The 22,154-nt window shown below is 65.1% G+C and carries 22 protein-coding genes; 11 read left to right on the top strand and 11 right to left on the bottom strand.

All coding sequences use genetic code 11. The features are described 5' to 3' along the window. Positions 1 to 136: 136 nt before the first annotated feature. The 3 genes from CXQ90_RS09820 to hisC form a co-directional block, all read right to left on the bottom strand. A complete protein-coding gene (locus CXQ90_RS09820; RefSeq protein WP_104138788.1) occupies positions 137 to 385 on the bottom strand; it encodes a hypothetical protein in 249 nt (82 codons plus the stop codon). A gap of 585 nt (positions 386 to 970) precedes the next feature. Continuing rightward, positions 971 to 2,383 carry an amino acid permease gene (locus CXQ90_RS09810; RefSeq protein ID WP_104138785.1) on the bottom strand — a complete coding sequence of 471 codons (1,413 nt, stop codon included), beginning with the start codon at positions 2,381 to 2,383 and terminating at the stop codon, positions 971 to 973. 42 nt (positions 2,384 to 2,425) lie between these two features. Continuing rightward, the gene (gene hisC, locus CXQ90_RS09805) at positions 2,426 to 3,535 is read right to left on the bottom strand and encodes a histidinol-phosphate transaminase (protein WP_104138783.1); all 1,110 of its coding nucleotides are present in this window, start codon (positions 3,533 to 3,535) and stop codon (positions 2,426 to 2,428) included. 93 nt (positions 3,536 to 3,628) lie between these two features. Here hisC and CXQ90_RS09800 point away from each other — a divergent pair, with 93 nt between their 5' ends. The 3 genes from CXQ90_RS09800 (at position 3,629) to CXQ90_RS09790 (ending at position 7,162) form a co-directional block, all read left to right on the top strand. Then, positions 3,629 to 4,132 carry an Lrp/AsnC family transcriptional regulator gene (locus tag CXQ90_RS09800; RefSeq protein ID WP_104138782.1) on the top strand — a complete coding sequence of 168 codons (504 nt, stop codon included), beginning with the start codon at positions 3,629 to 3,631 and terminating at the stop codon, positions 4,130 to 4,132. 120 nt (positions 4,133 to 4,252) lie between these two features. After that, positions 4,253 to 5,926, top strand: a complete 1,674-nt coding sequence (locus CXQ90_RS09795) for a thiamine pyrophosphate-binding protein (RefSeq protein WP_104138780.1) — start codon at positions 4,253 to 4,255, stop codon at positions 5,924 to 5,926. Between the two features lie 210 nt (positions 5,927 to 6,136). After that, entirely contained in the window at positions 6,137 to 7,162 is a 1,026-nt protein-coding gene (locus CXQ90_RS09790) for a DUF808 domain-containing protein (protein WP_104138779.1), read from the top strand. A gap of 98 nt (positions 7,163 to 7,260) precedes the next feature. Here the strand turns inward: CXQ90_RS09790 and CXQ90_RS09785 are convergent, their stop codons facing one another. The 3 genes from CXQ90_RS09785 to CXQ90_RS09775 are packed head-to-tail and all read right to left on the bottom strand — an operon-like array spanning position 7,261 to position 10,331. After that, entirely contained in the window at positions 7,261 to 8,049 is a 789-nt protein-coding gene (locus CXQ90_RS09785; protein ID WP_104138777.1) for a carbon-nitrogen hydrolase family protein, read from the bottom strand. A 37-nt stretch (positions 8,050 to 8,086) separates the two neighbouring features. Continuing rightward, the gene (locus CXQ90_RS09780) at positions 8,087 to 9,442 is read right to left on the bottom strand and encodes an APC family permease (RefSeq protein WP_104138776.1); all 1,356 of its coding nucleotides are present in this window, start codon (positions 9,440 to 9,442) and stop codon (positions 8,087 to 8,089) included. A gap of 10 nt (positions 9,443 to 9,452) precedes the next feature. Then, the gene (locus tag CXQ90_RS09775; protein ID WP_104138774.1) at positions 9,453 to 10,331 is read right to left on the bottom strand and encodes a carbon-nitrogen hydrolase family protein; all 879 of its coding nucleotides are present in this window, start codon (positions 10,329 to 10,331) and stop codon (positions 9,453 to 9,455) included. 94 nt (positions 10,332 to 10,425) lie between these two features. Here CXQ90_RS09775 and CXQ90_RS09770 point away from each other — a divergent pair, with 94 nt between their 5' ends. Next, entirely contained in the window at positions 10,426 to 11,178 is a 753-nt protein-coding gene (locus tag CXQ90_RS09770) for a FadR/GntR family transcriptional regulator (protein WP_104138773.1), read from the top strand. 59 nt (positions 11,179 to 11,237) lie between these two features. Next, positions 11,238 to 11,735 (top strand): DinB family protein, encoded by a 498-nt coding sequence (locus tag CXQ90_RS09765; RefSeq protein ID WP_104138771.1) that lies wholly within the window; start codon positions 11,238 to 11,240, stop codon positions 11,733 to 11,735. A gap of 88 nt (positions 11,736 to 11,823) precedes the next feature. Here CXQ90_RS09765 and CXQ90_RS09760 read toward each other — a convergent pair whose 3' ends face one another. Then, entirely contained in the window at positions 11,824 to 12,132 is a 309-nt protein-coding gene (locus CXQ90_RS09760) for a GYD domain-containing protein (protein WP_258064457.1), read from the bottom strand. 358 nt (positions 12,133 to 12,490) lie between these two features. After that, on the bottom strand, positions 12,491 to 13,459 hold the full coding sequence (gene mmuM / locus CXQ90_RS09755; RefSeq protein WP_104138770.1) for a homocysteine S-methyltransferase: 969 nt from the start codon (positions 13,457 to 13,459) through the stop codon (positions 12,491 to 12,493). 164 nt (positions 13,460 to 13,623) lie between these two features. Between mmuM and CXQ90_RS09750 the strand changes: the two genes are divergently transcribed. Genes CXQ90_RS09750 through CXQ90_RS09740 form a run of 3 tightly spaced genes read left to right on the top strand, consistent with a single transcriptional unit; the run spans position 13,624 to position 15,631 of the window. After that, entirely contained in the window at positions 13,624 to 14,073 is a 450-nt protein-coding gene (locus CXQ90_RS09750; protein WP_258064456.1) for a hypothetical protein, read from the top strand. After that, positions 14,070 to 14,822, top strand: coding sequence for a cyclase family protein (locus CXQ90_RS09745; protein ID WP_104138766.1), 753 nt, complete (start codon positions 14,070 to 14,072; stop codon positions 14,820 to 14,822). Before CXQ90_RS09750 ends, CXQ90_RS09745 begins: the two co-directional genes overlap by 4 nt. A 32-nt stretch (positions 14,823 to 14,854) precedes the next feature. After that, the gene (locus CXQ90_RS09740; protein WP_104138765.1) at positions 14,855 to 15,631 is read left to right on the top strand and encodes an IclR family transcriptional regulator; all 777 of its coding nucleotides are present in this window, start codon (positions 14,855 to 14,857) and stop codon (positions 15,629 to 15,631) included. Here CXQ90_RS09740 and CXQ90_RS09735 read toward each other — a convergent pair. Continuing rightward, a complete protein-coding gene (locus CXQ90_RS09735) occupies positions 15,628 to 16,428 on the bottom strand; it encodes an IclR family transcriptional regulator (protein WP_104138763.1) in 801 nt (266 codons plus the stop codon). The two genes, CXQ90_RS09740 and CXQ90_RS09735, sit on opposite strands and share 4 nt — an antisense overlap. Positions 16,429 to 16,553: 125 nt before the next feature. Continuing rightward, a complete protein-coding gene (locus CXQ90_RS09730) occupies positions 16,554 to 17,993 on the bottom strand; it encodes an amino acid permease (protein ID WP_104138762.1) in 1,440 nt (479 codons plus the stop codon). A 297-nt stretch (positions 17,994 to 18,290) separates the two neighbouring features. On the opposite strand from CXQ90_RS09730, the gene CXQ90_RS09725 reads away from it, so the two are divergent. Both CXQ90_RS09725 and CXQ90_RS09720 read left to right on the top strand, forming a co-directional pair. Next, entirely contained in the window at positions 18,291 to 19,343 is a 1,053-nt protein-coding gene (locus tag CXQ90_RS09725) for a homoserine dehydrogenase (RefSeq protein WP_104138760.1), read from the top strand. Next, the gene (locus tag CXQ90_RS09720) at positions 19,336 to 20,751 is read left to right on the top strand and encodes an aldehyde dehydrogenase family protein (RefSeq protein WP_104138759.1); all 1,416 of its coding nucleotides are present in this window, start codon (positions 19,336 to 19,338) and stop codon (positions 20,749 to 20,751) included. The genes CXQ90_RS09725 and CXQ90_RS09720 overlap by 8 nt, the downstream gene beginning before the upstream one ends. Positions 20,752 to 20,846: 95 nt before the next feature. On the opposite strand, the gene CXQ90_RS09715 is transcribed toward CXQ90_RS09720, so the two are convergent. Beyond that, the gene (locus tag CXQ90_RS09715) at positions 20,847 to 21,314 is read right to left on the bottom strand and encodes an Lrp/AsnC family transcriptional regulator (protein WP_104138757.1); all 468 of its coding nucleotides are present in this window, start codon (positions 21,312 to 21,314) and stop codon (positions 20,847 to 20,849) included. Positions 21,315 to 21,390: 76 nt separating this feature from the next. Between CXQ90_RS09715 and CXQ90_RS09710 the strand changes: the two genes are divergently transcribed. Next, positions 21,391 to 22,128 carry an HAD hydrolase-like protein gene (locus tag CXQ90_RS09710; protein WP_104138756.1) on the top strand — a complete coding sequence of 246 codons (738 nt, stop codon included), beginning with the start codon at positions 21,391 to 21,393 and terminating at the stop codon, positions 22,126 to 22,128. Positions 22,129 to 22,154 lie beyond the last annotated feature (26 nt).

The raw sequence follows: 22,154 nt of genomic DNA, 5'->3' as shown, positions 1-22,154 counted from the left end.
GGGTTCTCCTTCCTTGCTCTCGAATCCACCATGCCGTAGGCAATCGGCCAGGCTTCATGCCCACACACCGGGCAGGCTGCGACCAATTGTGCTCCCTTCGCTGACGTCTTCCCGCGCGCTTTGAGACGGCGATCCGTCACCACCACCGGTGCCGGCACTCACCGTTCTGGCAGGCCCACCGAGGGACGCCCATCTCCACCTTGCCCGTTGCGGGATAGACCCTCTGCTCACAGTCGATGCAGCATCCCGCGAACTCGGTCTTGGGGTTCTCATCCCTAGCGTCAGGCATCACCATGCCGTACATGATTGGCCAGGCTTCGTGTCCGCACACGGGGCACTCCCTGGTCTGTGCCCGCTTCTTCGCGGGCTTCGTATTGTTCGTCATGGCTGCACTGTATGCCCCGGCACCGACAACCAGAAGACCGCGGGCACTTACAAAAATTCATGACTCGCTAAGCGTTTTTTGTAACTCTGCCGGACCTTGCAGCCTCCTTGAAACCCACCTGTTAGCTTCCGCCCACCGCGCGGTCGCGGCAGCCCCTTCGGCAAACTACAGCCGCCGCTGACGGAAAATCGGGAACTGCTCCCTGGCCCGCGCAACCGTCGCTGAGCCGACCGAAGACCGCCTTCGGCAGGACCGAATCCCGCCCATCGCGTACAGCAGGCGTGATGGGCATCGGCAAGAGAATCAGCATCGAAGCGTTCCTGCGGGAGGGTGGCGTCCTCTCTGCCGCGCTGTGGCCCCCACATGGCGTTTTGCCGCTGCTACAACGGATGCTGCCAGAACTCCGACGGACGCTGGTGGACTCCAGCGTCATAGCCGACCGCGATGTGGATGAGAAACGGCCACCGCTGCCCAGTCTTCCGGGACCGAGTCAGCACCGGCATCGCATGGGGAAGGGCGCGCCCGGCCAGACCGGACGCGCCCCCCATGTACCCTAAACCCGCGAAGGGGTCCAAAGCCCCTGTGTTAGTCGATGAGCACAGGCTCCTTATCCCCGTCCGGCGATTCGACACGCGGCCGAGCGTTCTCGTTCCGGTGGTGCAGCCAGTTCGCCACAGCCAGAAGCGCCACCAGTCCGAAAGTACTCAAGAGCTGGGGACGGGAATCCTCGCCTATAAAGCCCACCGTGAAGATCGCCGCGAGAATGACCAGACCAAACACCGTGAGCCACGGGAAGCCGGGCATCCGCAGGGGAAGCTCCGTTCCCTCGCGGTCGGCGCGGAGGCGCAGCGCGAGCTGGGCGAGGAGCGCGGACGTCCAAACCAGCAGGCACGTGGAACCCACGATGTTGAGCAGAACAGGCAGGACCATCTCGGGGAAAGCCAACTCCAGCACAACCGTGACAACGCCGAAGGCGACGCTGGCCAGGACTGCGACAACCGGGACCCGGGCCTTGGACACCGAGGCAAGCAGGCGTGGTGCTTCACCCCGCTCGGCGAGGGAGTACGCCATCCGGGACGCACCGTAGAGATTGGCGTTGAGGGCCGACAGCAGTGCGGCAACGGCCACCAGGGTGATCGCGGTGGCTGCGCCGGGCATGCCGGCGGCCTCCAAAACGGCGGCGAACGGGCTCTTCAGCCCCGCCGAACCGACGGGAACCACGGCCGCGATGACGAAGATGGCGCCGATGTAGAAGACCAGGATGCGCCACAGCACGGTCCGGACTGCCTTCTTCACGCTGCGGGCCGGCTCGGCCGTCTCAGCTGCCGCCACGGACACGATCTCGGTGCCGCCGAATGCGAAAGCCACCACGAAGAGTGCCGTGGCGATCCCGGCGAAACCGTCGGGCGCAAAGCCGGCTCCGGTGAAGTTGCCCAGGCCCGGCGACTGCACGCCCGGCAGCCAGCCGAACAGCAGTGCAGCGCCCACCAGGAGGAACCCGACGATTGCCGCCACCTTGAGCAGGGCGAACCAGAACTCGAACTCTCCGAAATTCTTCACACTGGTCAGGTTCACGGCGGTGAGCACCACGATGAACACGAAAGCCATCAGCCATACCGGCAGGGCCGGGAAGATGGTGGCTAGCAGGCCAGCGGCACCGAGCGCTTCGGCCGCGATGACCACCACGAGCTGCAGCCACCAGAGCCAGCCCACCGTGGCACCGGCCACCGGACCGTAGGCCTTGGCGGTGTAGACGGAGAAGGCGCCGCTGTCCGGGTTGGCGGCGGCCATCTCGCCGAGGGCCCACATCACCAGGATGATGAGGGTGCCGGCCACGAGGTAGGAGATCAGCACGGCCGGGCCGGCAGCCTGGATGCCGGCGCCGGAGCCGATGAACAGGCCCGCGCCGATGGCGCTTCCGAGCCCCATCATGGTGAGCTGGCGGGGTTTGAGTGCGGCGCCCAGTGCGCGGCCAGACGTCATTGTCTGTTGTTCCATGGGGAGTCCTCTGGTTGTAGGTGGAACGGATTGAATTTCAGGTCAGTCGATTGTCGAGGCCGCGTGCGCTTCCAAAAGCTGCAGCACCCGATCGTTGGAGACGGGGCCGGCAACGGTGATCCGCACGCCGTCCCCCTGGTACGCCCGGACCAGGATGCCCGCGCGGTCAAACGCGTCCACGAGCCTCGCCTGGAGGCGGTCATCGGCACGGATCCACAGGAAGTTGCCCTGGCTCGGCTGCAGTTTCCAGCCCCGGGCTTCCAGCTGCGCGGCCATCCGGGCGCGTTCCTGCTTGACGGCGGCCACCCGGGTTTCCATCTCCTCCCCGGCGTCCAGCGACGCGACGGCCGCCTTCTGCGCCAGCGCGCTCACGGAGAAGGGAAGGGCGGTCCGGCGCAGTCCCTCGGCGATGGCCGGCGCCGCCACGGCGTATCCCACCCGCAGGCCGGCGAGCCCGTAGGCCTTGGAGAAGGTGCGCAGGATGCAGACGTTGGGGTACTGGCGGTAGAGCGCCAGGGAATCGGGGCCGCTGCCCGCTTCGGCGTATTCCACGTAGGCCTCGTCGACCACCACGAGGATGTCGGAGCGGACGGCCTGCAGGAAGGCCTCGATACGGTCATGGCTGATCGGCACGCCGGTGGGATTGTTGGGGGTGCAGAGCAGGATCACCTTCGTGCGGGCAGTGACGGCCGCGGCCATGGCATCCAGGTCGTGCCCCTCAGCGCCGTCCAGCGGAATGCGGATCGGCCGGGCGCCTGCCAGCTCAACCAGGATGGGGTAGGCCTCGAAGGAGCGCCACGCGAAGATCACTTCATCCCCGGCATCGCAAAGGCCGGTGATGATCTGCTGGAGGACGCCGACGCTGCCGGGTCCCACGGCGACCTCTCCGGCCGCGACGCCGAGGTGGCGGGCAATCCGTTCACGGAGTTCGACGGCGGCACTGTCAGGGTAGCGGTTCAAGGTACCGGCCGCTGCGGCCACAGCGGCGGCGGCAGCGGGCAGTGGTTCGTAGTGGCTTTCGTTGCTGGCGAGGGCTGCAATGTCCGGGCCGGCGCTGCGCCGGCCCGGGACGTAGGGCGGAAGTCCGGCCACAGCGCCACGAAGGGTGGGAAGCGCGGTGTCCGGTGCGGTCAGGAGCTGATCACGGGTCATGAGGAACGATCATGATTGTGACCCGGCCCACAATGCAATATACGCTCAACGCATTGGGACTTCTGCTCAACTTCAACTGTCTGTGGTGAAAATATGACCATCCCGAACGCTCGCACTCTGGATTCTCTCGACGGCAGGATCATCCTGGCCCTCGACAAGGACCCCGAAGCCAGCGCCCTGGCACTCTCGCGGACGCTCGGCGTCGCACGGAACACGGTCCACGCCCGGCTATCACGGCTCGAGCGCAGCGGCGCCCTCCGCTCCTTCAGCCGCAGGCTGGACCCCGCCGCACTTGGCTATGACCTGATGGCCTTCCTCTCCCTGGCCATCAGCCAGACCCTGGCGGGAGCGGTGGAAGACGGGCTCGCGGCCATCCCGGAGGTCATCGAGGTGCACGCCACCACCGGCGACGCGGACCTGATGGCCAAGGTGGTGGCACGCAGCACGGCCGATCTCTACCGCATCACCAACGAGATCCTTGCAATCGAGGGAATACAGCGGACCAGCACGGCGATTTCCGTGGTTGAACTCATGCCGCCCCGCTACGACGGCCTCCTGAGCCGACTGTCGGAGCAGGAGTCCCGCCCTTCCACCTAGATACGAGTGACGCAGGCCACCAGTGCGCATATTTTCACTTCCAACTGCCTACTCCTGCCAAATATCCCAACCCAACTCGGTTCTCTTGCCTATCTGTGAACCAGCCCACAAGATTCCTGCATGACTTCACTTACCGTCTCCGGCCGCGTGGCGCAGGTTCTCAGCAGCTATCTCAGCGATGTCTTCGGCGTTATGGGCAACGGAAACGTCTACTTCCTGGACGCCGCGGAAAAGCTGGGCCTCCGCTTCTCCCCCGTCCGCCATGAAGGCGCCGCCATCGCCGCGGCCGACGCCTACTACCGGACGTCAGGACGTCTCGCAGCAGGCACCACCACCTACGGCCCCGGCTACACCAATGCACTCACCGCCCTCGCAGAGGCTGTCCAGGCACAAATCCCCGTCGTGCTGGTCACCGGGGACGCTCCGAGCAGCGGCGCCCGGCCCCAGGACGTGGACCAGGCGGCAATCGCCGCGGGCCTCGGCGCGGCGACCTTCACCGTCACCCGCGACGCCGCGGGTTCCATCACGCAGCAGGCGGTGGAGTACGCGCTGACCAGGCGGACCGCCGTCGTCATTGCCATTCCCTACGACCTCGCGGCACTCGAGGCTGGGGACGAGGAACTTCCGGCGCCGTCGGCATCAAAGGTGACGGACGACGTCGACGGCGGCCTTGGGCAGGTAGCCCGCCTGCTCGCCGGGGCGAAGCGGCCGTTGATCCTCGCCGGCCGCGGTGCGCATCTCGCCGGAGCCGGCCCGGAGCTCCGGAAGCTGGCCGACCGCCTGGGCGCGCTGACCGCTGGAACCGCCCTGGCGCTCAACCTCCTCCAGGGCGACGGGTACCTCGGCGTCGCGGGCGGCTTCGGCACGGACACCGCGGCCGGGCTCATGGGCGAGGCCGATGTGGTCCTCGTGGCCGGGGCAAGCCTGAGCCCCTTCACCATGCGGTTCGGGCACCTGCTCGGCCCGGACAGCACCGTCATCCAGATCGACACCGCCCTGCAGCCGACGCACCCCCGGGTGGATACGTTCGTCAGCGCGGACGTGAAGTCTGCTGCGGGAAACATCCTGAGTATGCTGGATGGCCCGGCCTCGCCGGACGCCAGCCGCGCAGAAGCCTGGCGCGCGGAAGCCCGGCGGCGGCTGGCCGAGGGGTCGGCGCACCATCCAGGCTCTGCGGAGACGCCGGACGGCCGGCTGGACCCGCGGTCCCTTGCCACGGCACTGGATGCGGTGCTGCCGGAGCGCCGCACGGTGGTCCAGGACGGCGGGCACTTCGTCGGCTGGGCACCCATGTACTGGCGCATCCCGAGGCCCCAGGACCTGGTGATGGTGGGGACCGCCTACCAGGCCATCGGGCTGGGCCTTGCCAGCGCCGTCGGGACAGCCCGCGCAGTGGAGGACGGCCGCACCCTGGTGCTGGCCTCCGGCGACGGCGGTTTCCTGATGGGACTGTCCGACCTCGAATCGCTGATTGGAGCGGCGGGCAGTGCCATCGTGGTGATCTACAACGACGCCGCCTACGGGGCCGAAATCCACCAGTACGGCTCCCAGGGCCTGACCGAACAGCCGATGCTGATCCCCGAGGTGGACTTCAGCGGCATCGCCCGCGCGCTCGGTGCCGAGTCGGCGATCATCCGCTCACTGGCGGACCTTGCTGCACTTAAGGACTGGATCGAGGCCGGCGCCAGGGGAACCTTCGTGGCCGACTGCCGGATCACGTCGAGCGTCCGGGCCCCGTGGCTGAGCGAATGGATGCAAGCCTCGCAGGCCGCGAAGGCTGCGGTGGCGGGGTAGTTTAGCTCTGGCGGACAGGGAACAAGCACGCTCCGGGTCGTGACGGAATGGGAGTCAAACGCGCAGCCGGGCCGGCATCACCGCAGTTAGCACACGCCACTCCCGTCGATGCGCTGTCCGCCGTCGATATACTTCAAACATGCCAATCACACGCCTCGACATAGGCAACCACACTCAGCCGTCCACCCTTGAGCAGCACGGGGGCGATCTGTGAGCGGCGGTCTCGTCGCCCTGCTGGATGACGTCGCAGCCCTGGCCCGCATAGCGGCCGCCTCGGTGGACGACGTCGCTGCCGGAGCGGCCAAAGCGGGGGCCAAGGCCGCCGGAGTGGTAATCGATGACGCCGCCGTTACCCCGCAGTACGTGTCGGGGGCGGACCCGTCCCGCGAACTGCCGATGATCAAGCGGATCTTCTGGGGTTCGCTCCGGAACAAACTGCTGATCATCCTGCCGGCCCTGCTGCTCGTCAGCGCCTTCGTCCCATGGGCCATCCCGTTCATCCTCATGCTGGGCGGCACGTACCTTTGCTACGAGGGTGCCGAGAAGGTCTGGCACAAGCTCCGTGGCCACCACACCGCAGAGGAAGATGCACCGGCGGTTGAACGCGGCCCGGAGGCCGAGGCCAAGGTCATCAAAGGCGCCATCACCACCGACTTCATCCTGTCCTGCGAGATCATGGTCATCTCGATGAACGAGGTGGCCCAGGATTCCTTGCTGTCACGGGCGATCATCCTGGTGGTCGTGGCCCTCGTGATTACGGTGGCCGTGTATGGTGCCGTCGCTCTCATCGTCAAGATGGACGACATCGGGATGCACCTGGCCGCTAAAGATTCCGCAGGCTCCAAGCGCTTCGGCGAGCTGCTCGTCAAGGGGATGCCCGCCGTGCTGGCCGGGATAACCTTCATCGGAACGATCGCCATGCTGTGGGTTGGCGGCCACATCATGCTGCAGGGGGCCTATGACCTCGGCTGGCACGGTCCGTATGACCTGGTCCATGTCCTCGAGCACCCCTTCGAGGGGATCGCGGTGGTTGGCGGCTTCCTGGCCTGGCTCGTGAACACGTTGTGCTCGGCAGTCATCGGACTCGCCTGGGGCATCGTCGTCATGGCTATCGTGCATCCGCTGCTCAAAGCGCTGCCGTTCGGCAAGAAGAAGGGCGGGCACGAGGAGGGCGACATCCGCGCCGAACTTGCCGGGTACCGGCCGACGAAACGTGACGCCGATCCCGCCTCTTAGCTAGCGGCCCGGCAGAAACATCGCTCCGCGGTTACTGGCGCCGCCGCAGCACTCCTGCTTTGTGGGCCCCGCCTCTTGGTGGCAGTCGTGGAAGCCAGTCAGGGCTGCGGCAGCCGCCGCTGCCGGAACATCGGGAATTGCTCCTTTACCCGCGCCACTGTCGCAAGCGAGATCTCCACCGTCTGCACCCCCGGTTCAAGGCCCAGGTCGGTCTCGGTGAACCCCATTGGATCCACCAGGACGCTGCGGCCCACGGAGACCGGCGGGGCCTGGCACACTCCCGCCACGTACACGCTGTTCTCAATGGCTCGCGCAGCGTTCAGCGCCAGCCACTGCTCCGTCTTGTGGGTTCCCGGCACCCACGACGAGCAAACCAACAGGACCTCGGCACCGGCGTCGGCCAGTGACCTGGCCAGCTCCGGGAACCGCAGGTCGTAGCAGGTCATCAGGCCGAACCGCGCTCCCCCGGACTCGAACACCACGGGGTTGGTGGACGGGCCCGGTTTGATGAACGTCGACTCACCGAAGCCCTGCGCGTCGAAGAGGTGGATCTTCCGGTAGACGGCGAGCCTGCCGCCGTCGGGCCCGAACGCCACCAGGGTATTATACGCCTTGCCCGGATCCTCCGACGTTTCCACCACGCCCGCCACCAGCGCGATGCGGTGGCGGCGGGCGGTGCCGGCGAGTTCCCGGCAGACGGGACCGTCCAGCGGCTCGGCCACCTCGGGGAACGTCGCGTCCACCGTCTTCTTCTCGTACGTGGCGTATTCCGGGAAGGCGACCAGCGCGGCGCCGTCGCGGGCAGCCTCGCCGGCGAACCGGTCGACCGCGGCCAGGTTGGCCCGGATGTCGGTGCCCGACTCCAGCTGCCCGAGCGCTATCCTCACGGTTCTTCCTTCCCTGTGGTCAGCCGGCGGCCCAAACTCAGGCGGCCGCCTCCACCGTCGCCTTTTCTGTGGCCGTCATTTCCGGTGGCGCCGCCCTGAAGCCGCGCGTGATCAGGGCCAGGACCACCACGCCCAGCACCAGCCAGGACACTCCCAGCGTAATGGCGTTGCTGTCCAGCTGTGAGAGCAGGTAGGCGCAGATGATGGCGCCGATCACCGGGACCGCCACGTAGGACACCGGGTTCAGCTGGTTCCCGGCCCGGCGCTGGCGCACGTAGTGGAAGACCACGGAGGCGTTGACCAGGGTGAAGGCGGTGAAGGCGCCGAAGTTGATGAACGAGGTGGAGGTGGCCACGTCCAGGAAGATCGCGATCAGGCCGATGATGCCGGTGACGATCAGGTTGACCACCGGGGTGTGGAACTTGGCGCTGAGCCGGCCGAAGAACGCCTTGGGCAGGACCGAGTCCCGGCCCATGGCGTACAGCAGGCGGGAGGCGCTGGCCTGCGCGGCGAGGCCGGAGGCGAACTGCGCCACCACCAGGCCGGCGAGGAACACGGCACCGAACAGCTGCCCGCCGATCTGCAAGGCGATGAAGCTGGCCGCGGAGGCCGAGTCCTCGAACACGCCGCCGGGGTGGACCAGTTGGGTTACGTAGGAGACGGTCACGAAGATGCCGCCGCCGATCAGGGCGATGAGCATGATGGCGCGCGGCATGTTCTTGCGCGGGTTGATGGTCTCCTCGGTGAGGGTGGTGACGGCGTCGAACCCGAGGAACGAGTACGCGGCGATGGCCGCACCGGCGGAGATGGTGGCGATGCTGGAGGTGTCGTTGAAGAACGGCTGGGTGCTGGCCAGGCCGCCGGCGCCGGAGGTGGACACCACGTTGCCGATGGACAGCGCCACGAAGAACACGATGACCAGCAGCTGGAAGGCCATCAATACGTAGTTGGCCTTATCCGCCACCTTGATGCCCAGGATATTCAGCATGGTGGTGATGAGGATGAAGCCCACGATCCAGACTCCGATGGGGATTCCGGGGAACTGCGCGGTCAGGTAGGAGCCGCCGATGAGCCAGATGACCATGGGCAGGAAGAGGTAGTCCAGCAGGATGGCCCAGCCCACCAGGAACCCGACCCTCGGATCGATGGAGCGGCGGACGTAGGTGTAGGCGGAACCGGCCACGGGGTACGCGATGGCCATCCGGCCGTAGCTGTGCGCCGTGAACAGCATGGCGACCATGGCCACCAGGTAGGCGGCCGGCGACGCCCCGCCGGTGGTTTCGGCGATGATGCCGAAGATTCCCAGCACAATCAGCGGGGTCAGGTACGCCAGGCCGAACAGGACCAGCGAGGGCAGCCTCAGCGTGCGGGTCAGGGTGGGTGTAGTTGTCACGGGTGGTTCCTTAAGCGTTGAAGGTCTGGGGAGCCCAGGTGTCCGGGCTGATCCGGCCCTGGTACACGGGCAGTTCGACGGCATCTTCGCCGTCGCGGAACTGGGACCAGGGGCGGTTGAGGTTTTCGGTGCCGTGCGTCCTGACGTGCTCGACGGCGGCAAGGTCCAGTTCCGCGGTGAGCAGCACCGGCGCGTCGTCGGGGGCCTCGGCCAGGGTGTTGCCCTCGGGGTCGACGATGATGCTCAGGCCCTTGCCGGTGGGACCGGCGCAGTTGACGCTGACCACGAAGACCTGGTTCACGATGGCGTTGGCCTTGGCCAGCACCAGCTCCTGCCGGCGGTCCGGCGTCGTGGTTTTGACGACGTTCAGGATCACCTCGGCGCCCATCCAGGCAAGCTGGCGGGAGACCTCCGGGAACCACGCGTCGTAGCAGATGTTCAGGCCCACCCTGCCGACGCCGGCCAGGTCCACGGTGGTGAACCGGTCGCCGGGGTCGTAGGGCTCGAACGGGCGCCACGGGAAGACCTTCCGGTAGTAGCCGGAGAGCTCCCCTTCCGGGGACAGGACCAACTGAGTGTTGAACAGCTGCCCCTCCGGGCCGCGCTCGCACACGCTGCCCGGGACCAGCCAGATGCCCAGGTCCGCGGCAAGCTGCCGGAGCTCCTTGACCCGCGGGCCGTCCAGCGGCTCAGCGGAGGCTTGGAGCATTTCGGTGCGCTGCTGGTCGGGGTCGGAATCGCCGAACAGGTGCAGCTCCGGGAAGACGACCAGCGTGCTGTGCGGCTGGACGGCGAGGGCGGCTGTGACCTCCTCCGCGAACGCCGAGACGGGTTCGCCGATGAGGCGGGGCCGGGCCTGGGCCGCGATGAGGGGAAGGGTGCGCTGCATGGTGTTCTCCACGTTGGGGATGTGATCTGCACTATATTAGATCAGAATGATCCAATTATGGGAAGAGGCGGGATTGGGCCGTAAAGTAGCGGATATGACCCGTCAGTTGGAGGACACCGCCGACACCTCACCGATCGGCGCCGGCAGGCTGGCCGGCATCGACCGCCGCAGCGCCATCGATGCCGTCCGGCTGCGGATCGGCATGGCGATTTCGCTGGGGCTGCTCAAACCCGGCGAACGCCTGCCCGACCAGGAGGACGTGGCCTTGGGCCTGTCCGTCAGCCCGATCACCGCCCGCCGCGCGCTGGCGAGCCTGGCGGAACAGGGCGTCGTGGTCCGCCGCCGCGGCCGCGGCGGCGGAACGTTCGTGGCCGACGAGCCGCCGCGGAACGTGCTGGCCGAACTCTCGGCGTCGCCGGCCGAATCCCAGGCCGTGAACCGGCTGGTGGACCGGAGGCTGCTCTTCGAATGCGCGGTGACGCACTACGCGGCCATCAACGCCACGGCCGAGCAGCTGGATGAGCTCGACCAGCTGACCCGTGACATGGCCGAATCCACGGACTGGTCCGATTACCACCAGGCAGACGAGCAGTTCCACCAGCTGGTGGGCACCGCGTCGGGGCTGGGGACCGCCGTAGAGGCTTATCACGAAACGCTGGCAGAGCTATATGCCTACTTCATCCCCTACCCGATCGAGCTGCTGCACAAATCAAACTGCGACCATGTCGCACTGGTGGCGGCCCTGCGCGCTGGCCACGGCGACGAGGCCGTGGAGATCGCCCGCAAGCACGTGGACATCCTGCACCGGACGATGTTCATGGGGCTGACAGCGCGAACGGACACTTGAGGCCCTCACTGACCGTGCCATCCGTTGCCGCCGCGCGGCCCCCTTGGCATACTGCGTGCATGCCTTCGCTTCCAGCCACTTCCGCCGAGGACGTCATCAACGAGCCGGTGCGGATCCAGTTCGAGGCCTTCCTCGATGAGCACCGCAGCAGGCTCAATGCCTGCCTGGACGGCCTGACCGAGGAGCAGGCGCGCCGGACTTTGGTGCCCTCGCGGACCACGCTGCTGGGACTGGTCAAGCATGCGACCTTCGTGGAAAAGGTCTGGTTCGACGAAGCGATCACCTGCCGCTCCCGCGCAGACATCGGCATCCCGGCCACGCCGGACGAGTCATTCGTCCTTAGTGACCAGGACACGATTGACAGCATCCAGGCCGCCCACCGCGACGCCTGCGAGGCGTCGCGCCGGGCGGCATCCGCGCTGCACCTCGACGACTTTGTCAACGGGAATCGGCGGGGCCCGCTGCCGCTGCGCTGGGTGTACCTGCACATGCTGCGCGAGCTCGCCCAGCACTGCGGGCACGCAGACATCCTCCGCGAGCAGATCCTCAGCCACTGACAGCGGGTCCAGGACCTGCCCGCGCGGGCCAACGCCGTCGGGCTGTCCACCAAATAAGGCGGGCCGGCCACGGCCTAGTGGCCTGCCCCTACTGACCCGGAGCCCGGTATGACGGCGTCTTCTTGGCAGCCTCGTCGATCTCTTCCGGCGTCAGGAGCGGCTTCAGCCGCACATTCACGTTGCCCGACGAATTGATCATCAGCGACAGGGCTGCGGCGCCGGCCGGGTCGGGGACATCGAAGACGCCCAGGACGTCGGTGTCCCCGAAGGCGTAGTAGAAACTTTCGAGTGAGCCGCCCACGGAAGTGAGGGCCTCGGTCAGCGCGGCACGCCGGGCTGTGCCGCCCTCACGCATGAGCCCCTTGATTCCCTCGCCCACATAATTGGCTTCAAACAAATATTTTGGTCATGGTCTTTTCCTGTTCCGCGATGTCCGGGACACGGGCACCCACGGGCGCGTCTGGCGCCCTCGCCGGCAGGTCCTGGAACGGTCCCCGAATGGGGCCGTGCGCACAGCGTAAGCCCACTTCCGCGCACTGACAACGGCCTGCGGAAAGCCCGCGGACGGAGGCCCTGGTAGTGCCCCTACAAGGTCCGGGACGGTGACAGGTCCTTCCCTTGTAACCCCACCCGCGCAGCATTCTCGGTATCGAAGTCTCGCTCGACGCCCCTGGTCAGCCCCACGCAACCTCTGGATCCGGCCTAGCGACGGACCCGCGGATGCGGGGGTGCCGGCCTGCTGAGGCAGCCAGCCGTCAGGGATTTCCCGTAAGCCTTGCCACGGCGGCAATGTCCTCGGGGGTGGTCCGGCAGCACCCGCCGAGGAGCCGGGCACCAAGTTCACGCCAGACGGCGGCTCCTTCGGCCAGGCTTGCGGGCTGCTTGTTACCGGCTCCCCCAGATGCGTCCCCGGACGCGGCCGGCCGCCACTTTTTGGTGACCGCGTCGTAGATTTCGCCAGAATTTGGATACGCGATCAGGGGCGTGTCCGTGGCTTTGCCCAGGGCGCCCAGGGCTGGGGAAACCAGCTCCAGCGGCACACAGTTCACGCCAATGGCCACGACGGACGGCTGCGCCCTGGAGAGCTTTGCCACCTGAGCCAGCGGTGTGCCGTCGCTGATGTGCCCTCCGTCCCGCAGCGTGAAGGAGAGCCAGCCATCGACGTCGAACTCTTTCATGAGTGCCATCAGGGCCTCGGCCTCCGGCAAGGACGGCAGCGTCTCACAAGCAAGAAAGTCCGCTCCGGCGTCCACCAGCGCGGCAATTCGCGGCCGGTGGAACTCCATGAACTCTTTTCGGCTGAGGAAGTAGTCTCCCCGGTATTCCGACCCATCGGCCAGGTATGCGCCGTACGGACCGACCGATCCTGCAATCAGCAGGGGGCCTCCACCCGGGTTTTCGGCCAGGTGCTCGCTGCGAGCCTCGTCGGCCAGGCGGACACTCAATGCCACCAGCTCCAGGGCCTCTTCTTCGCCAATGCCGCGCCGCGCAAATCCCTGGGGTGTTGCCTGATAGCTCGCCGTGATCGCGACCGCGGCTCCGGCGCGGAAGTAATCGCGGTGCACGCGCTTGACGAGCTGCGGCTGTTCCAGGAGGACTTTGGCCGACCACAAGGGGTCGTTCAGATCGCAGCCGTGCGCTTCCAGCTCGGTGGCAAGTGCGCCGTCCACGGTCAGGTTCGCTCCGGCCTCAAGCATGCGGGAGAGCTTGGTGTTGCTGGGCATTGTTTGGGCTCCAAGCGGTTCGTTCGTCCATGGCTGTCGGGAACGGTGCACGTCCTATGCACGATGGCTATGTTCATAATAAGCATTTTTCAATGCTTGTAATGATCATCACACCGTGCCACGATGGCATGCAAACACGTTACGAACCGATCAGGAGACTTCCCTTGAAGATTGAAATGAAACCAGTACGCAAGCTGCGTGTGCATTGGCCCGTAGCTCCAGAAACCTTCTCGCGGCTCGCCAGCGGCGACGCAGGAGCATTTAAAGACGAAGCGGGCATTGCGGCCCTGCTCGACGCTGTCGCGGAATCCCCTGACCTGGGGGACTTTGGCAACTACCGGCATGTCTTCGAATCCGGTTTGGGTTTTGAGGGGTTCACTTGCGCTGAAGGCGCCAATCCTACGTTGGGGCAGGTTGGTCAGCAGACAATTTCGCCGACCCTAGTCTTGACGACGTATTTCGATGCTGCGCTCGACGACGATGCCGTGGAACGCCTCCTGCAGCACATCGTGGATATCCACCCTTGGGAGGTACCCGTCATTGAGCTGACAGGGCCAATCGGCGTTTCCAACACTGCCCTTCCTGCATTGGTTGAAAGCCAGGCCACGTCATGACTCAAGTCACCACAACCGCCCTTTGGGACGGCCTGCACACGCTGATTGCCGGCAGATCATTCACTGACCTGACGCACGCCTTCCACCCCGGCCAGCCACACTTCCCGGCATTCCCCGACGAAATCAGGGAGCCCGTCTTCGATCTGGAGAAAGGTGACGGTTTCACCGCTCACCGCTACTCGATCATCGGACAATGGGGAACACACGTTGATCCTCCCTCGCATTTCATCTCAGGAGGAAAGACCCTGGACCAGATTCCGGTGGAGGAGATGGTCCTTCCGCTGGTCGTCTTGGATATCACCGAGCGCGTCATCGCTAATGCGGACGCCACTCCCCAGATGGAGGACGTCCGTGCCTGGGAACACCGCAATGGTGCCATCCCACCCGGGGCCTTTGTGGCATTGCGGACAGGCTGGAGTGACCGTTGGCCTGACGCTGCCGCCATGGCAAACAGGGACCAGCACGGTGTCAGCCACACACCGGGCTGGTCGCAGGAAGTCCTCTCCTTCCTGGTTGAGGAGCGGTCGGTTACCGCCGTCGGTCATGAGCAGACGGACACAGACCCGGGACTGGCCACATCCCGCCAGGATTTCACTCTGGAGACCTACGTCCTGGCACAGAACCGGTGGCAGATCGAGCTGATGGCGAACCTGGACGGACTTCCAGAAGCGGGCGCTGCCCTCATTGCCACTTGGCCCAAGCCACTGCGGGGCAGCGGTTTTCCTGCCCGGGTCTTCGCCATCCATTAGGAGGCGTTCCTCCAGTGACTAGAATCGGACCCATGTCTAAGACATCCAGCATGGGCCGGGGAATTATGGCTGTCCTAGCGGTGGGCTCCCGCAACGCAGAAGGCCTGCCTGGCGGAACGGTCGCTGATATAGCAACCGACCTGGGCAAGGACCGCAGCCAGGTAGCGCGCAGCCTGCGGACGGCCCAGCAGGAGGGGTTTCTGGTCCGCAAAGACCACCGGACCTACACCGTCGACTGGTCGCTCCTGACGGACGCGCAGCTGTTGTCCGAACAACGGTTGCAGACCGACGGCGCCACCGCGCTGGCAGGCTTGGCCCGTGAAACTGATGAAGGATGCTTCCTTGGAATTCTGAGCGGAGACAGCACCGTCACCATCGGTGAGCATGTTCCGGCAAGTAGCAACATGATCGGTTCATGGCTGGGCCGGCCCTATCCGGCCTACTGCAGCGATGCCGGCCAGGCACTGCTGTGGGAAGCGTCCGACGACGAGGTCCGGACCCTTTTCTCCGGTGTCGCTTTCGTGCGCCATGGCCCCAATACGCCCCTTGACGCGGAAGACTTCCTGTCACGACTACGCGCGGCCCGGGCGCGGGGATACTCCATCGTCGACGAGGAAGCCGAGCCGGGGCTGTATTCCCTGGCCGTTCCGATTCGGGACTTCAAGGGCGACGTGGTGGCAGCGCTGCAGGTCGTAGGCGCCAAGACCCGCCTGCAGCCGAGGTTGGAGGCATGCGCCACGGCTCTCGTGTCCTGGGGAAGGTGGCTTGAGTCCATGCTGGGTGAGGTCCCGCCGAAGAATGTGCCTTAGCTGGCAAGACCCTTCCGGCCAGCGCTGTTCCGCGCGCCGCCCTGGCAGGAGCCCAGCCGTTGGGCTGCTTCCCGCAGGGCCTTCGCAATGTCATCTGCGCCGGACATGATCTCGGCCCGGCCGCCCAGGACGCTGAGCGCTGCAAGAACGGAACCGTCGGCAGTGCGGACCGGAACTGCCAGTTCGTAGACTCCATGCTCGAACTCTTCCTCCGCGACAATGAAGCCCCGCGCCCGGTCCCGGTCCATCAATTCGACGACTTCCTGCAGCGAATGGGCCGCCCCCGGACCGCCCACGCCAATGAAGTTGACGTCCGCAAGGAGGGCCTCAACGGCTGGCTGCTCCTCGTCCCACAGCAGGGCCCGGCCGGACCCGGTGCACCACACGGGTGTCACCATGCCGGGTTTCACGAAGCCGCCGGGAACCGCGTCATTGCTGGAGGTCCGCAGGAGAATGACGCGGAAGCCCTCCCGGACGGAAAGTCTGGATCTAAGGCCGAACGAGGCCACCAAAGCCTCAAGTTCGGTTCTTGATTCGCGGACCCAGCCTGTATTCAAAGCGGCAGCCAGGCTAAAAAAACGTGGACCGGTCCGGAATGGCCCGCGTTCGACCCGTTCCAGCAGTCCCAGCTCGCACAATTCCTGAGTCAACCGGGAGACACGGCTTTGGTCCATCTCCAGCTCGGATGCGATCTGGGAAACGCCGAGTAGCCGCCTTCCCCACTTCTCCCGGTCTGCGACCAGCCGAACTATCCGAAGGCCTTGGGCCATGGATGACGCTTCCGAGGAAGAATCCATGCTCCGTGCTCCTTCCGCCTGATAACTACGCCTATTCTCACATGTCCCCGCAGAACGCCGAGCTTGGTGGCGGGGGACGAAAGCCTCCCGCCACCAAGCTACGTGGACGATAGTTTGTGACGGCGTCAGGAGGGCTGGTTTGCGCGCGCCTTGCGTCCGTACTTGAAGTAAAAGAAGGCATAGCAGGCGCCAACGAAAGTGAATCCGAAATAGAGCGCTGCCACCTGGTTCGGGTCATAGGCGATGCCGATGAGCGAGATGACACAGAGCGAGAAGGCCAGGATCGGCACCAGCGGGAACAGCGGGGCCTTGTAGGGAAGCGCAGCGACATCACCGCCGTTCTTGACGAAGGATCTCCTGTGGAAGAAATGCGAGGCGGTGATGGACATCCAGACCCCGACGACGGCGAAACCCGCCACCGATACGAGAGCCAGATATACCGTTTCAGGTGCAACGACGCTGCTTATGAGGGATGCCAGGCCACCGAGCATGCTGACGGAGAGTGCAGTCATGGGAATACCGCGCCGGGTCAGCTTCTTCAGCGCCCGGGGCGCGTGCCCCTCGTCGGCAAGGGAGTAAAGCATCCGTGCGCAGGAGAAGAGGCCGCTGTTACCGGCCGAAAGGAGCGCGGTGATGATGACGAAGTTCATGAAGTCTGCGGCATAAGGAATGCCGATGGATGAGAAGACCGTCACGAACGGGCTCTCATCCAGCCCAACCTGCTCGAAGGGGATGGTGGCGGCAATGACAGCGATTGCCCCGACGAAGAAGATCAGCAGACGGATGACGGTGCTGCGCATCGCTTTGGGGATACTGGTGGCCGGGTCAGCGGTTTCGCCCGCCGCCACACCGATGAGCTCTGAACCCGAGAAGGCGTAGAACACCGCAAGCGCAGTGACCAGGACACCCGTGAAGCCGTTGGGGAAGAGACCGCCGGAAGTGTTGAAGTTTTCAAACATGCTGGGATGGTTGGCCGCCTCGCTGAGCGGGTGGAAGCCGAACAGCGCCGCGCCGCCGAAAACGATGAGAACCACGATGGCGCCGACCTTGACGATGGCAAACCAGAACTCAGATTCGCCGAAGAATTTCGAAGAAACCGCGTTGAAGCCGAAGAGGACCGAGGCGAAGATAAGGCACCAGACCCAGACGTCAACACCCGGGAACCAGCGCTGCATCAGGAGACCGGAAGCCGTGAACTCCGATCCGATGGCCACCGCCCAGCAGAGCCAGTAGAGCCAGGCGGTGGTGAACCCGGTGGCCGGCCCGATCGACCTCGCCGCGTAGATATGGAAGGCCCCTGAGACCGGATAAGCGATGGCAAGTTCACCGAGGCAGGCCATCACCAGGTACACAACAAAGGCGCCAATGAGATACGCGATGACCGCCCCAAGCGGCCCGGCCTGGGAAATGGTGTACCCCGAGCTCAGGAAAAGCCCGGAGCCGATCACCCCGCCCATGGCGATCATGACCAGATGCCGGCCCCCCATGGACCGCCGGAGACCCGAATCGGTCGACGGCGGAATGGTTGGCTGCGGTTCGAGCTGGACAGGTAATGACGTTTCCATGGTTTCTCCCAGGTGAGTGGCAGGTGTGATGCGAAGGATGCGCACGTGGCCTGGCGTGGGTCAAGCCGACTCGAGCTGCGCAGTAGCGACAGTGATGAAAGTAACACGAGACGGCCGTTTTGGTCATTAAAAACATCTTCACATGTCTATGTTGAACGTAAGTTACGTTCCGGCGTGAATGACGAATCGACAGGCGGATGGTCAGTTCGCCCTGCTTTTCGGTCACAATCACATGCGCTGACAGACATGGAATGCGGTCAGCATTGGAGGACAGATGTAACTGACTGAAGGAGCACCATGACCACCTACGACATTGCGCTGATCGGCTTCGGCGGCGTCAACAGGACGCTGGCCGAACTGATCGCGACGCGTGGTGAGAGACTTCGTTCCGAACTGGGCTTCGGCCTGCGGATCGTGGCCATCACCGACCTGCGTCTCGGATCCCTGGTCCAGCCCGAAGGCGTGGACCTCTCCGTTGCCCTCAAACTGGGCGGCGAAAATGAAACCTTTGCAGCGTACGGCGGATCCGCCGACACCAACAACGAATCCGTGATCCGCAACTGCCCAGCGGACATCATTTGCGAGGCCACCTTCACTAATCCCGAAGACGGCGAGCCGGCAGTTTCACATGTGCGCTGGGCACTCGAATCCGGCAAGAGCGTCTGCACCACAAACAAGGGCCCGGTTGCCCTCCGCGGCGCCGAGCTGAGCTCCCTTGCCGAACAGAAGGGCGTGCACTTCGAGTTCGAGGGCGCCGTCATGAGCGGCACTCCCGTCATCCGCCTGGCCAAGAAGATGTTCGCAGGGCTGGAACTAAACGGATTTGAAGGCATTCTCAACGGCACCAGTAATTATGTGCTCGGGCGGATGGAAGCCGGCCTGGACTTCGGCGCGGCCATCAGGGAGGCGCAGGAACTCGGCTACGCCGAAGCAAACCCCGCAGCCGACATCGAGGGCTACGACGTTCAGCTCAAGGTCCTCATCCTCGCCAACGAACTGCTGGATGCCGGCATAGAGTTCAAGGACGTTCATCGGCAGGGGATTTCGACCGTGACGCCGGAAGATATTCGGAAGGCAGCCCACGCGGGGCGCCGCTGGAAGCTCGTCGGCGCGGCACGACGGAATCCGGACGGGTCCGTGACTGCAGGCGTATCCCCTGTAGCGCTCCCCCTTGATCATGGGCTGGCCGGGGTTGCCGGCGCGACCAATGCCGTGTCCTTCGAGACCGATCTTCTGGGCTCAGTAGCCATCTCCGGACCAGGAGCCGGGCGCGTGGAGACCGCCTACGCGCTGCTCTCTGACATCATCGCAATTCACGTAGCCAGGACGGAGGTATCCGCAAATGCCTGAATCCACGCTCTCTTCGGCAGAAACCGCGCTGCCACAGTTCCGTGACGTGACGAGCCCCTACGACGGCAGGGTGGTCGGCGCGGTTTCGCTGACCGATGCCACCGCCGGCGAAGCCGTGATTGAAACGGCCCGCGTCGGCGCCCGGAAGGCATGGGCCCTGTCCCGCGCCGCACGCGGGAAGATCCTGGACGGTGCCGCAACGGAGATCGAGCAGCGCAGCGAGGAGTTCGCGCTTACGATTGTGTCCGAGGCCGGGAAGACGATCCGCCAGGCACGGAAGGAAGTGCTGCGGGCGGTCAACACGCTCCGCCTGTCCGCTGCCGAAGCGCGCCGGAACGCAGGCGAAGTCATCCCCTTCGACTCCTATGAAGGCTCAGAGGACCGCACCGGGTGGTACTCGCGCGAACCACTGGGCATCATTGCCGCGATCACCCCGTTCAACGACCCCCTCAACCTGGTGGCGCACAAGATCGGCCCGGCAATCGCCGGAGGAAACTCCGTGATTCTCAAACCCTCTGCGCTGACGCCGCTGTCAGCCCAGCAGCTCGCGGACGCCCTCGTGAGCTCGGGGCTCCCGCCGGAGGCCCTCACAATTGTCCACGGCGGCCGGGAAGTGGCCGAAACAATAATCAGGTCCAGGGACGACGTACGAATGGTGTCCTTCACCGGGGGGTTCTCCACGGGTGAAAGCATCGCCCGCACGGCGGGCTTGAAGAAGCTGTCCATGGATCTCGGCGGAAACGCACCCGTGATCGTCCTGGACGATGCCGACATCGAAAAGGCGGTGGAATCCTGCGTCTCCGGAGCATTTTGGGCCGCCGGCCAGAACTGCGTGGGGGTGCAGCGGATTCTCATAGCCGCCCCGGTCTACGGCGCGTTCCGCCGGCGCTTCCTGGAGGCGGCGGACAGGCTGGTTGTTGGAGATCCTTCAGATGAACGGACGGACGTCGGGCCCATGATCAGCCCGGCTGCGCTGCATGAGCTCCAAACCAAGCTGGACGAGGCCCTCGGCGCCGGCGCTGTCCTTCTTTCAGGCAATGTCACGGACGGCAATGTGCTTCACCCGACCGTCCTGGAAGCGGTCCCGACGGACAGCCGGCTGTGGAAGCAGGAGGTTTTCGGGCCCGTGGTCATGTTCCGCCAGTTCAGCACGTTCGAAGAGGCCATCGAAGTCGCCAACGCCATCGAGTTCAGTCTTCATGCGGGCATCTTCACCGACTCCCTGGCCAGGGCCATGGACGCAGCCCAACAGCTCGAAGCAGGCGGCGTCATGATCAACGACTCCTCTGATTACCGCTTCGACGGCATGCCGTTCGGCGGGGCCAAGTACGGAAGCATGGGCAGGGAGGGCGTCCATTTCGCGTATGAGGAGATGACCCAGCCAAAGGTCATCTGCATCAGGAACTGATTGAACCGGAGGGGGCGCGGCGGCGCCGTGCGCTCCCTCCAGTTCCTCGCTGTGCTGCCCGCCGGAAGTGCGGACCTGTCCGGAGTCTGATCGCTTCACTCGGTGGCGCGGGCACCTCCGGGGCCCCGCCTGATGTAACTGGACAGCGTCATGGCCGTCACCGTGTCCGTGACGCCGGGAATGGCCGCAATCTGTTCCCAGATCTCCTGAACCCTCTCCAGCGAGCGGGCCTCGACCCTCACCAGCAGATCAAAGTCACCGCTCACAACATCACACAAAACCACTTCCGGAATCGACCGCAGTACGGTGATGACGTCCGACCCCCGCACCCGGTCCTTCCTGTAAACCATCAGGAAGGCGGACACCAACCCCTGCCCCGGTGGGCCGGCAACGATCGTGTACCCCTGGATATACCCTTGCCGTTCCATCCGTTCGATCCGTTGGCGCACGGCATTCCTCGACAGCAGGACTTTGGTCGCCAGCTCCGCGTGGCTCATCCGAGCGTTCTTCGTTAGCTCCGCAAGAATCCTCTGGTCTATCTGATCAAGACTCACTCGATCCATGCCTACCCTTCACACCAAAATTTTCCCCGGCACACCCAGAACCGAACCAACTCCACGACCGAAAGCACTCGAAAAAATGACACTTCTGCAGCAAGACCGTCCACCTCTAAGTGGCATTAGCTGCGTCCTGTTCGACATGGACGGAACGCTGCTGGATTCAGCACCCGGCGTTACGGCAAGTGCTGCCCGAGCCCTGGCAGCCGTAGGCGCGCCGGTCCCCGCGATGGACAAACTGCGGCAATTTGTCGGCCCGCCGATGATCGAGTCCTTCAGAACTGTCTCACAGTTGGACGACATAACCGCCCAAAGGGCCCTCCAACACTACCGCAAGGCATACGCCGACCACGGCGCTGAACAGTCCAGCCCATACGACGGGATCATCGAACTGCTTGACCATCTGCACTCGGCCGGCATTCCGATGGCTGTGGCCACATCCAAGGTGGAAGATCAAGCGGTAAGACTCGCACGAAGATTTGGCATCGAAGGCCACTTCATCAACATCTGCGGGGCGTCCGACCGCGACGGAAGAGCGAGCAAGGCAGAGGTCATTGCCGAATTGCTGCTCCGCCTTCAATCCGAAGGCATAGACATCTCCAGTCCCGTAATGATCGGAGACCGGAGCTACGACATCGCCGGAGCCGCCCAACACGGAATCCCGACAATATTCGCGCACTGGGGCTACGGGGACGCGGGCGAAGCATCGCAGGCGGCCGCCGTTGTCTCCTCTCCTGCAGCCCTGCTGCCACTGATCTTGGCCAAACGCCGCCCGGCGGATGACCACAGTTCGGCAAAGAGGTCCTGTCCTGGCGTGTGAGCACATCTAGGCTCACACGAAAGGGA

The sequence above is a fragment of the Arthrobacter sp. ZGTC131 genome, from assembly GCF_002929275.1.
In the GTDB taxonomy this organism is placed as follows: domain Bacteria; phylum Actinomycetota; class Actinomycetes; order Actinomycetales; family Micrococcaceae; genus Arthrobacter.
This window is presented reverse-complemented; position numbering and strand designations above follow the sequence as displayed.

What these genes read in the sequence shown, in the direction of transcription:
- CXQ90_RS09820 (WP_104138788.1), bottom strand. Translation starts at nt 385, where the DNA reads ATGACGAACAATACGAAGCCCGCGAAGAAGCGGGCACAGACCAGGGAG.
- CXQ90_RS09810 (WP_104138785.1), bottom strand. Translation starts at nt 2,383, where the DNA reads ATGGAACAACAGACAATGACGTCTGGCCGCGCACTGGGCGCCGCACTC.
- hisC (WP_104138783.1), bottom strand. Translation starts at nt 3,535, where the DNA reads ATGACCCGTGATCAGCTCCTGACCGCACCGGACACCGCGCTTCCCACC.
- CXQ90_RS09800 (WP_104138782.1), top strand. Translation starts at nt 3,629, where the DNA reads ATGACCATCCCGAACGCTCGCACTCTGGATTCTCTCGACGGCAGGATC.
- CXQ90_RS09795 (WP_104138780.1), top strand. Translation starts at nt 4,253, where the DNA reads ATGACTTCACTTACCGTCTCCGGCCGCGTGGCGCAGGTTCTCAGCAGC.
- CXQ90_RS09775 (WP_104138774.1), bottom strand. Translation starts at nt 10,331, where the DNA reads ATGCAGCGCACCCTTCCCCTCATCGCGGCCCAGGCCCGGCCCCGCCTC.
- CXQ90_RS09770 (WP_104138773.1), top strand. Translation starts at nt 10,426, where the DNA reads ATGACCCGTCAGTTGGAGGACACCGCCGACACCTCACCGATCGGCGCC.
- CXQ90_RS09765 (WP_104138771.1), top strand. Translation starts at nt 11,238, where the DNA reads ATGCCTTCGCTTCCAGCCACTTCCGCCGAGGACGTCATCAACGAGCCG.
- mmuM (WP_104138770.1), bottom strand. Translation starts at nt 13,459, where the DNA reads ATGCCCAGCAACACCAAGCTCTCCCGCATGCTTGAGGCCGGAGCGAAC.
- CXQ90_RS09745 (WP_104138766.1), top strand. Translation starts at nt 14,070, where the DNA reads ATGACTCAAGTCACCACAACCGCCCTTTGGGACGGCCTGCACACGCTG.
- CXQ90_RS09740 (WP_104138765.1), top strand. Translation starts at nt 14,855, where the DNA reads ATGTCTAAGACATCCAGCATGGGCCGGGGAATTATGGCTGTCCTAGCG.
- CXQ90_RS09735 (WP_104138763.1), bottom strand. Translation starts at nt 16,428, where the DNA reads ATGGATTCTTCCTCGGAAGCGTCATCCATGGCCCAAGGCCTTCGGATA.
- CXQ90_RS09730 (WP_104138762.1), bottom strand. Translation starts at nt 17,993, where the DNA reads ATGGAAACGTCATTACCTGTCCAGCTCGAACCGCAGCCAACCATTCCG.
- CXQ90_RS09725 (WP_104138760.1), top strand. Translation starts at nt 18,291, where the DNA reads ATGACCACCTACGACATTGCGCTGATCGGCTTCGGCGGCGTCAACAGG.
- CXQ90_RS09720 (WP_104138759.1), top strand. Translation starts at nt 19,336, where the DNA reads ATGCCTGAATCCACGCTCTCTTCGGCAGAAACCGCGCTGCCACAGTTC.
- CXQ90_RS09715 (WP_104138757.1), bottom strand. Translation starts at nt 21,314, where the DNA reads ATGGATCGAGTGAGTCTTGATCAGATAGACCAGAGGATTCTTGCGGAG.
- CXQ90_RS09710 (WP_104138756.1), top strand. Translation starts at nt 21,391, where the DNA reads ATGACACTTCTGCAGCAAGACCGTCCACCTCTAAGTGGCATTAGCTGC.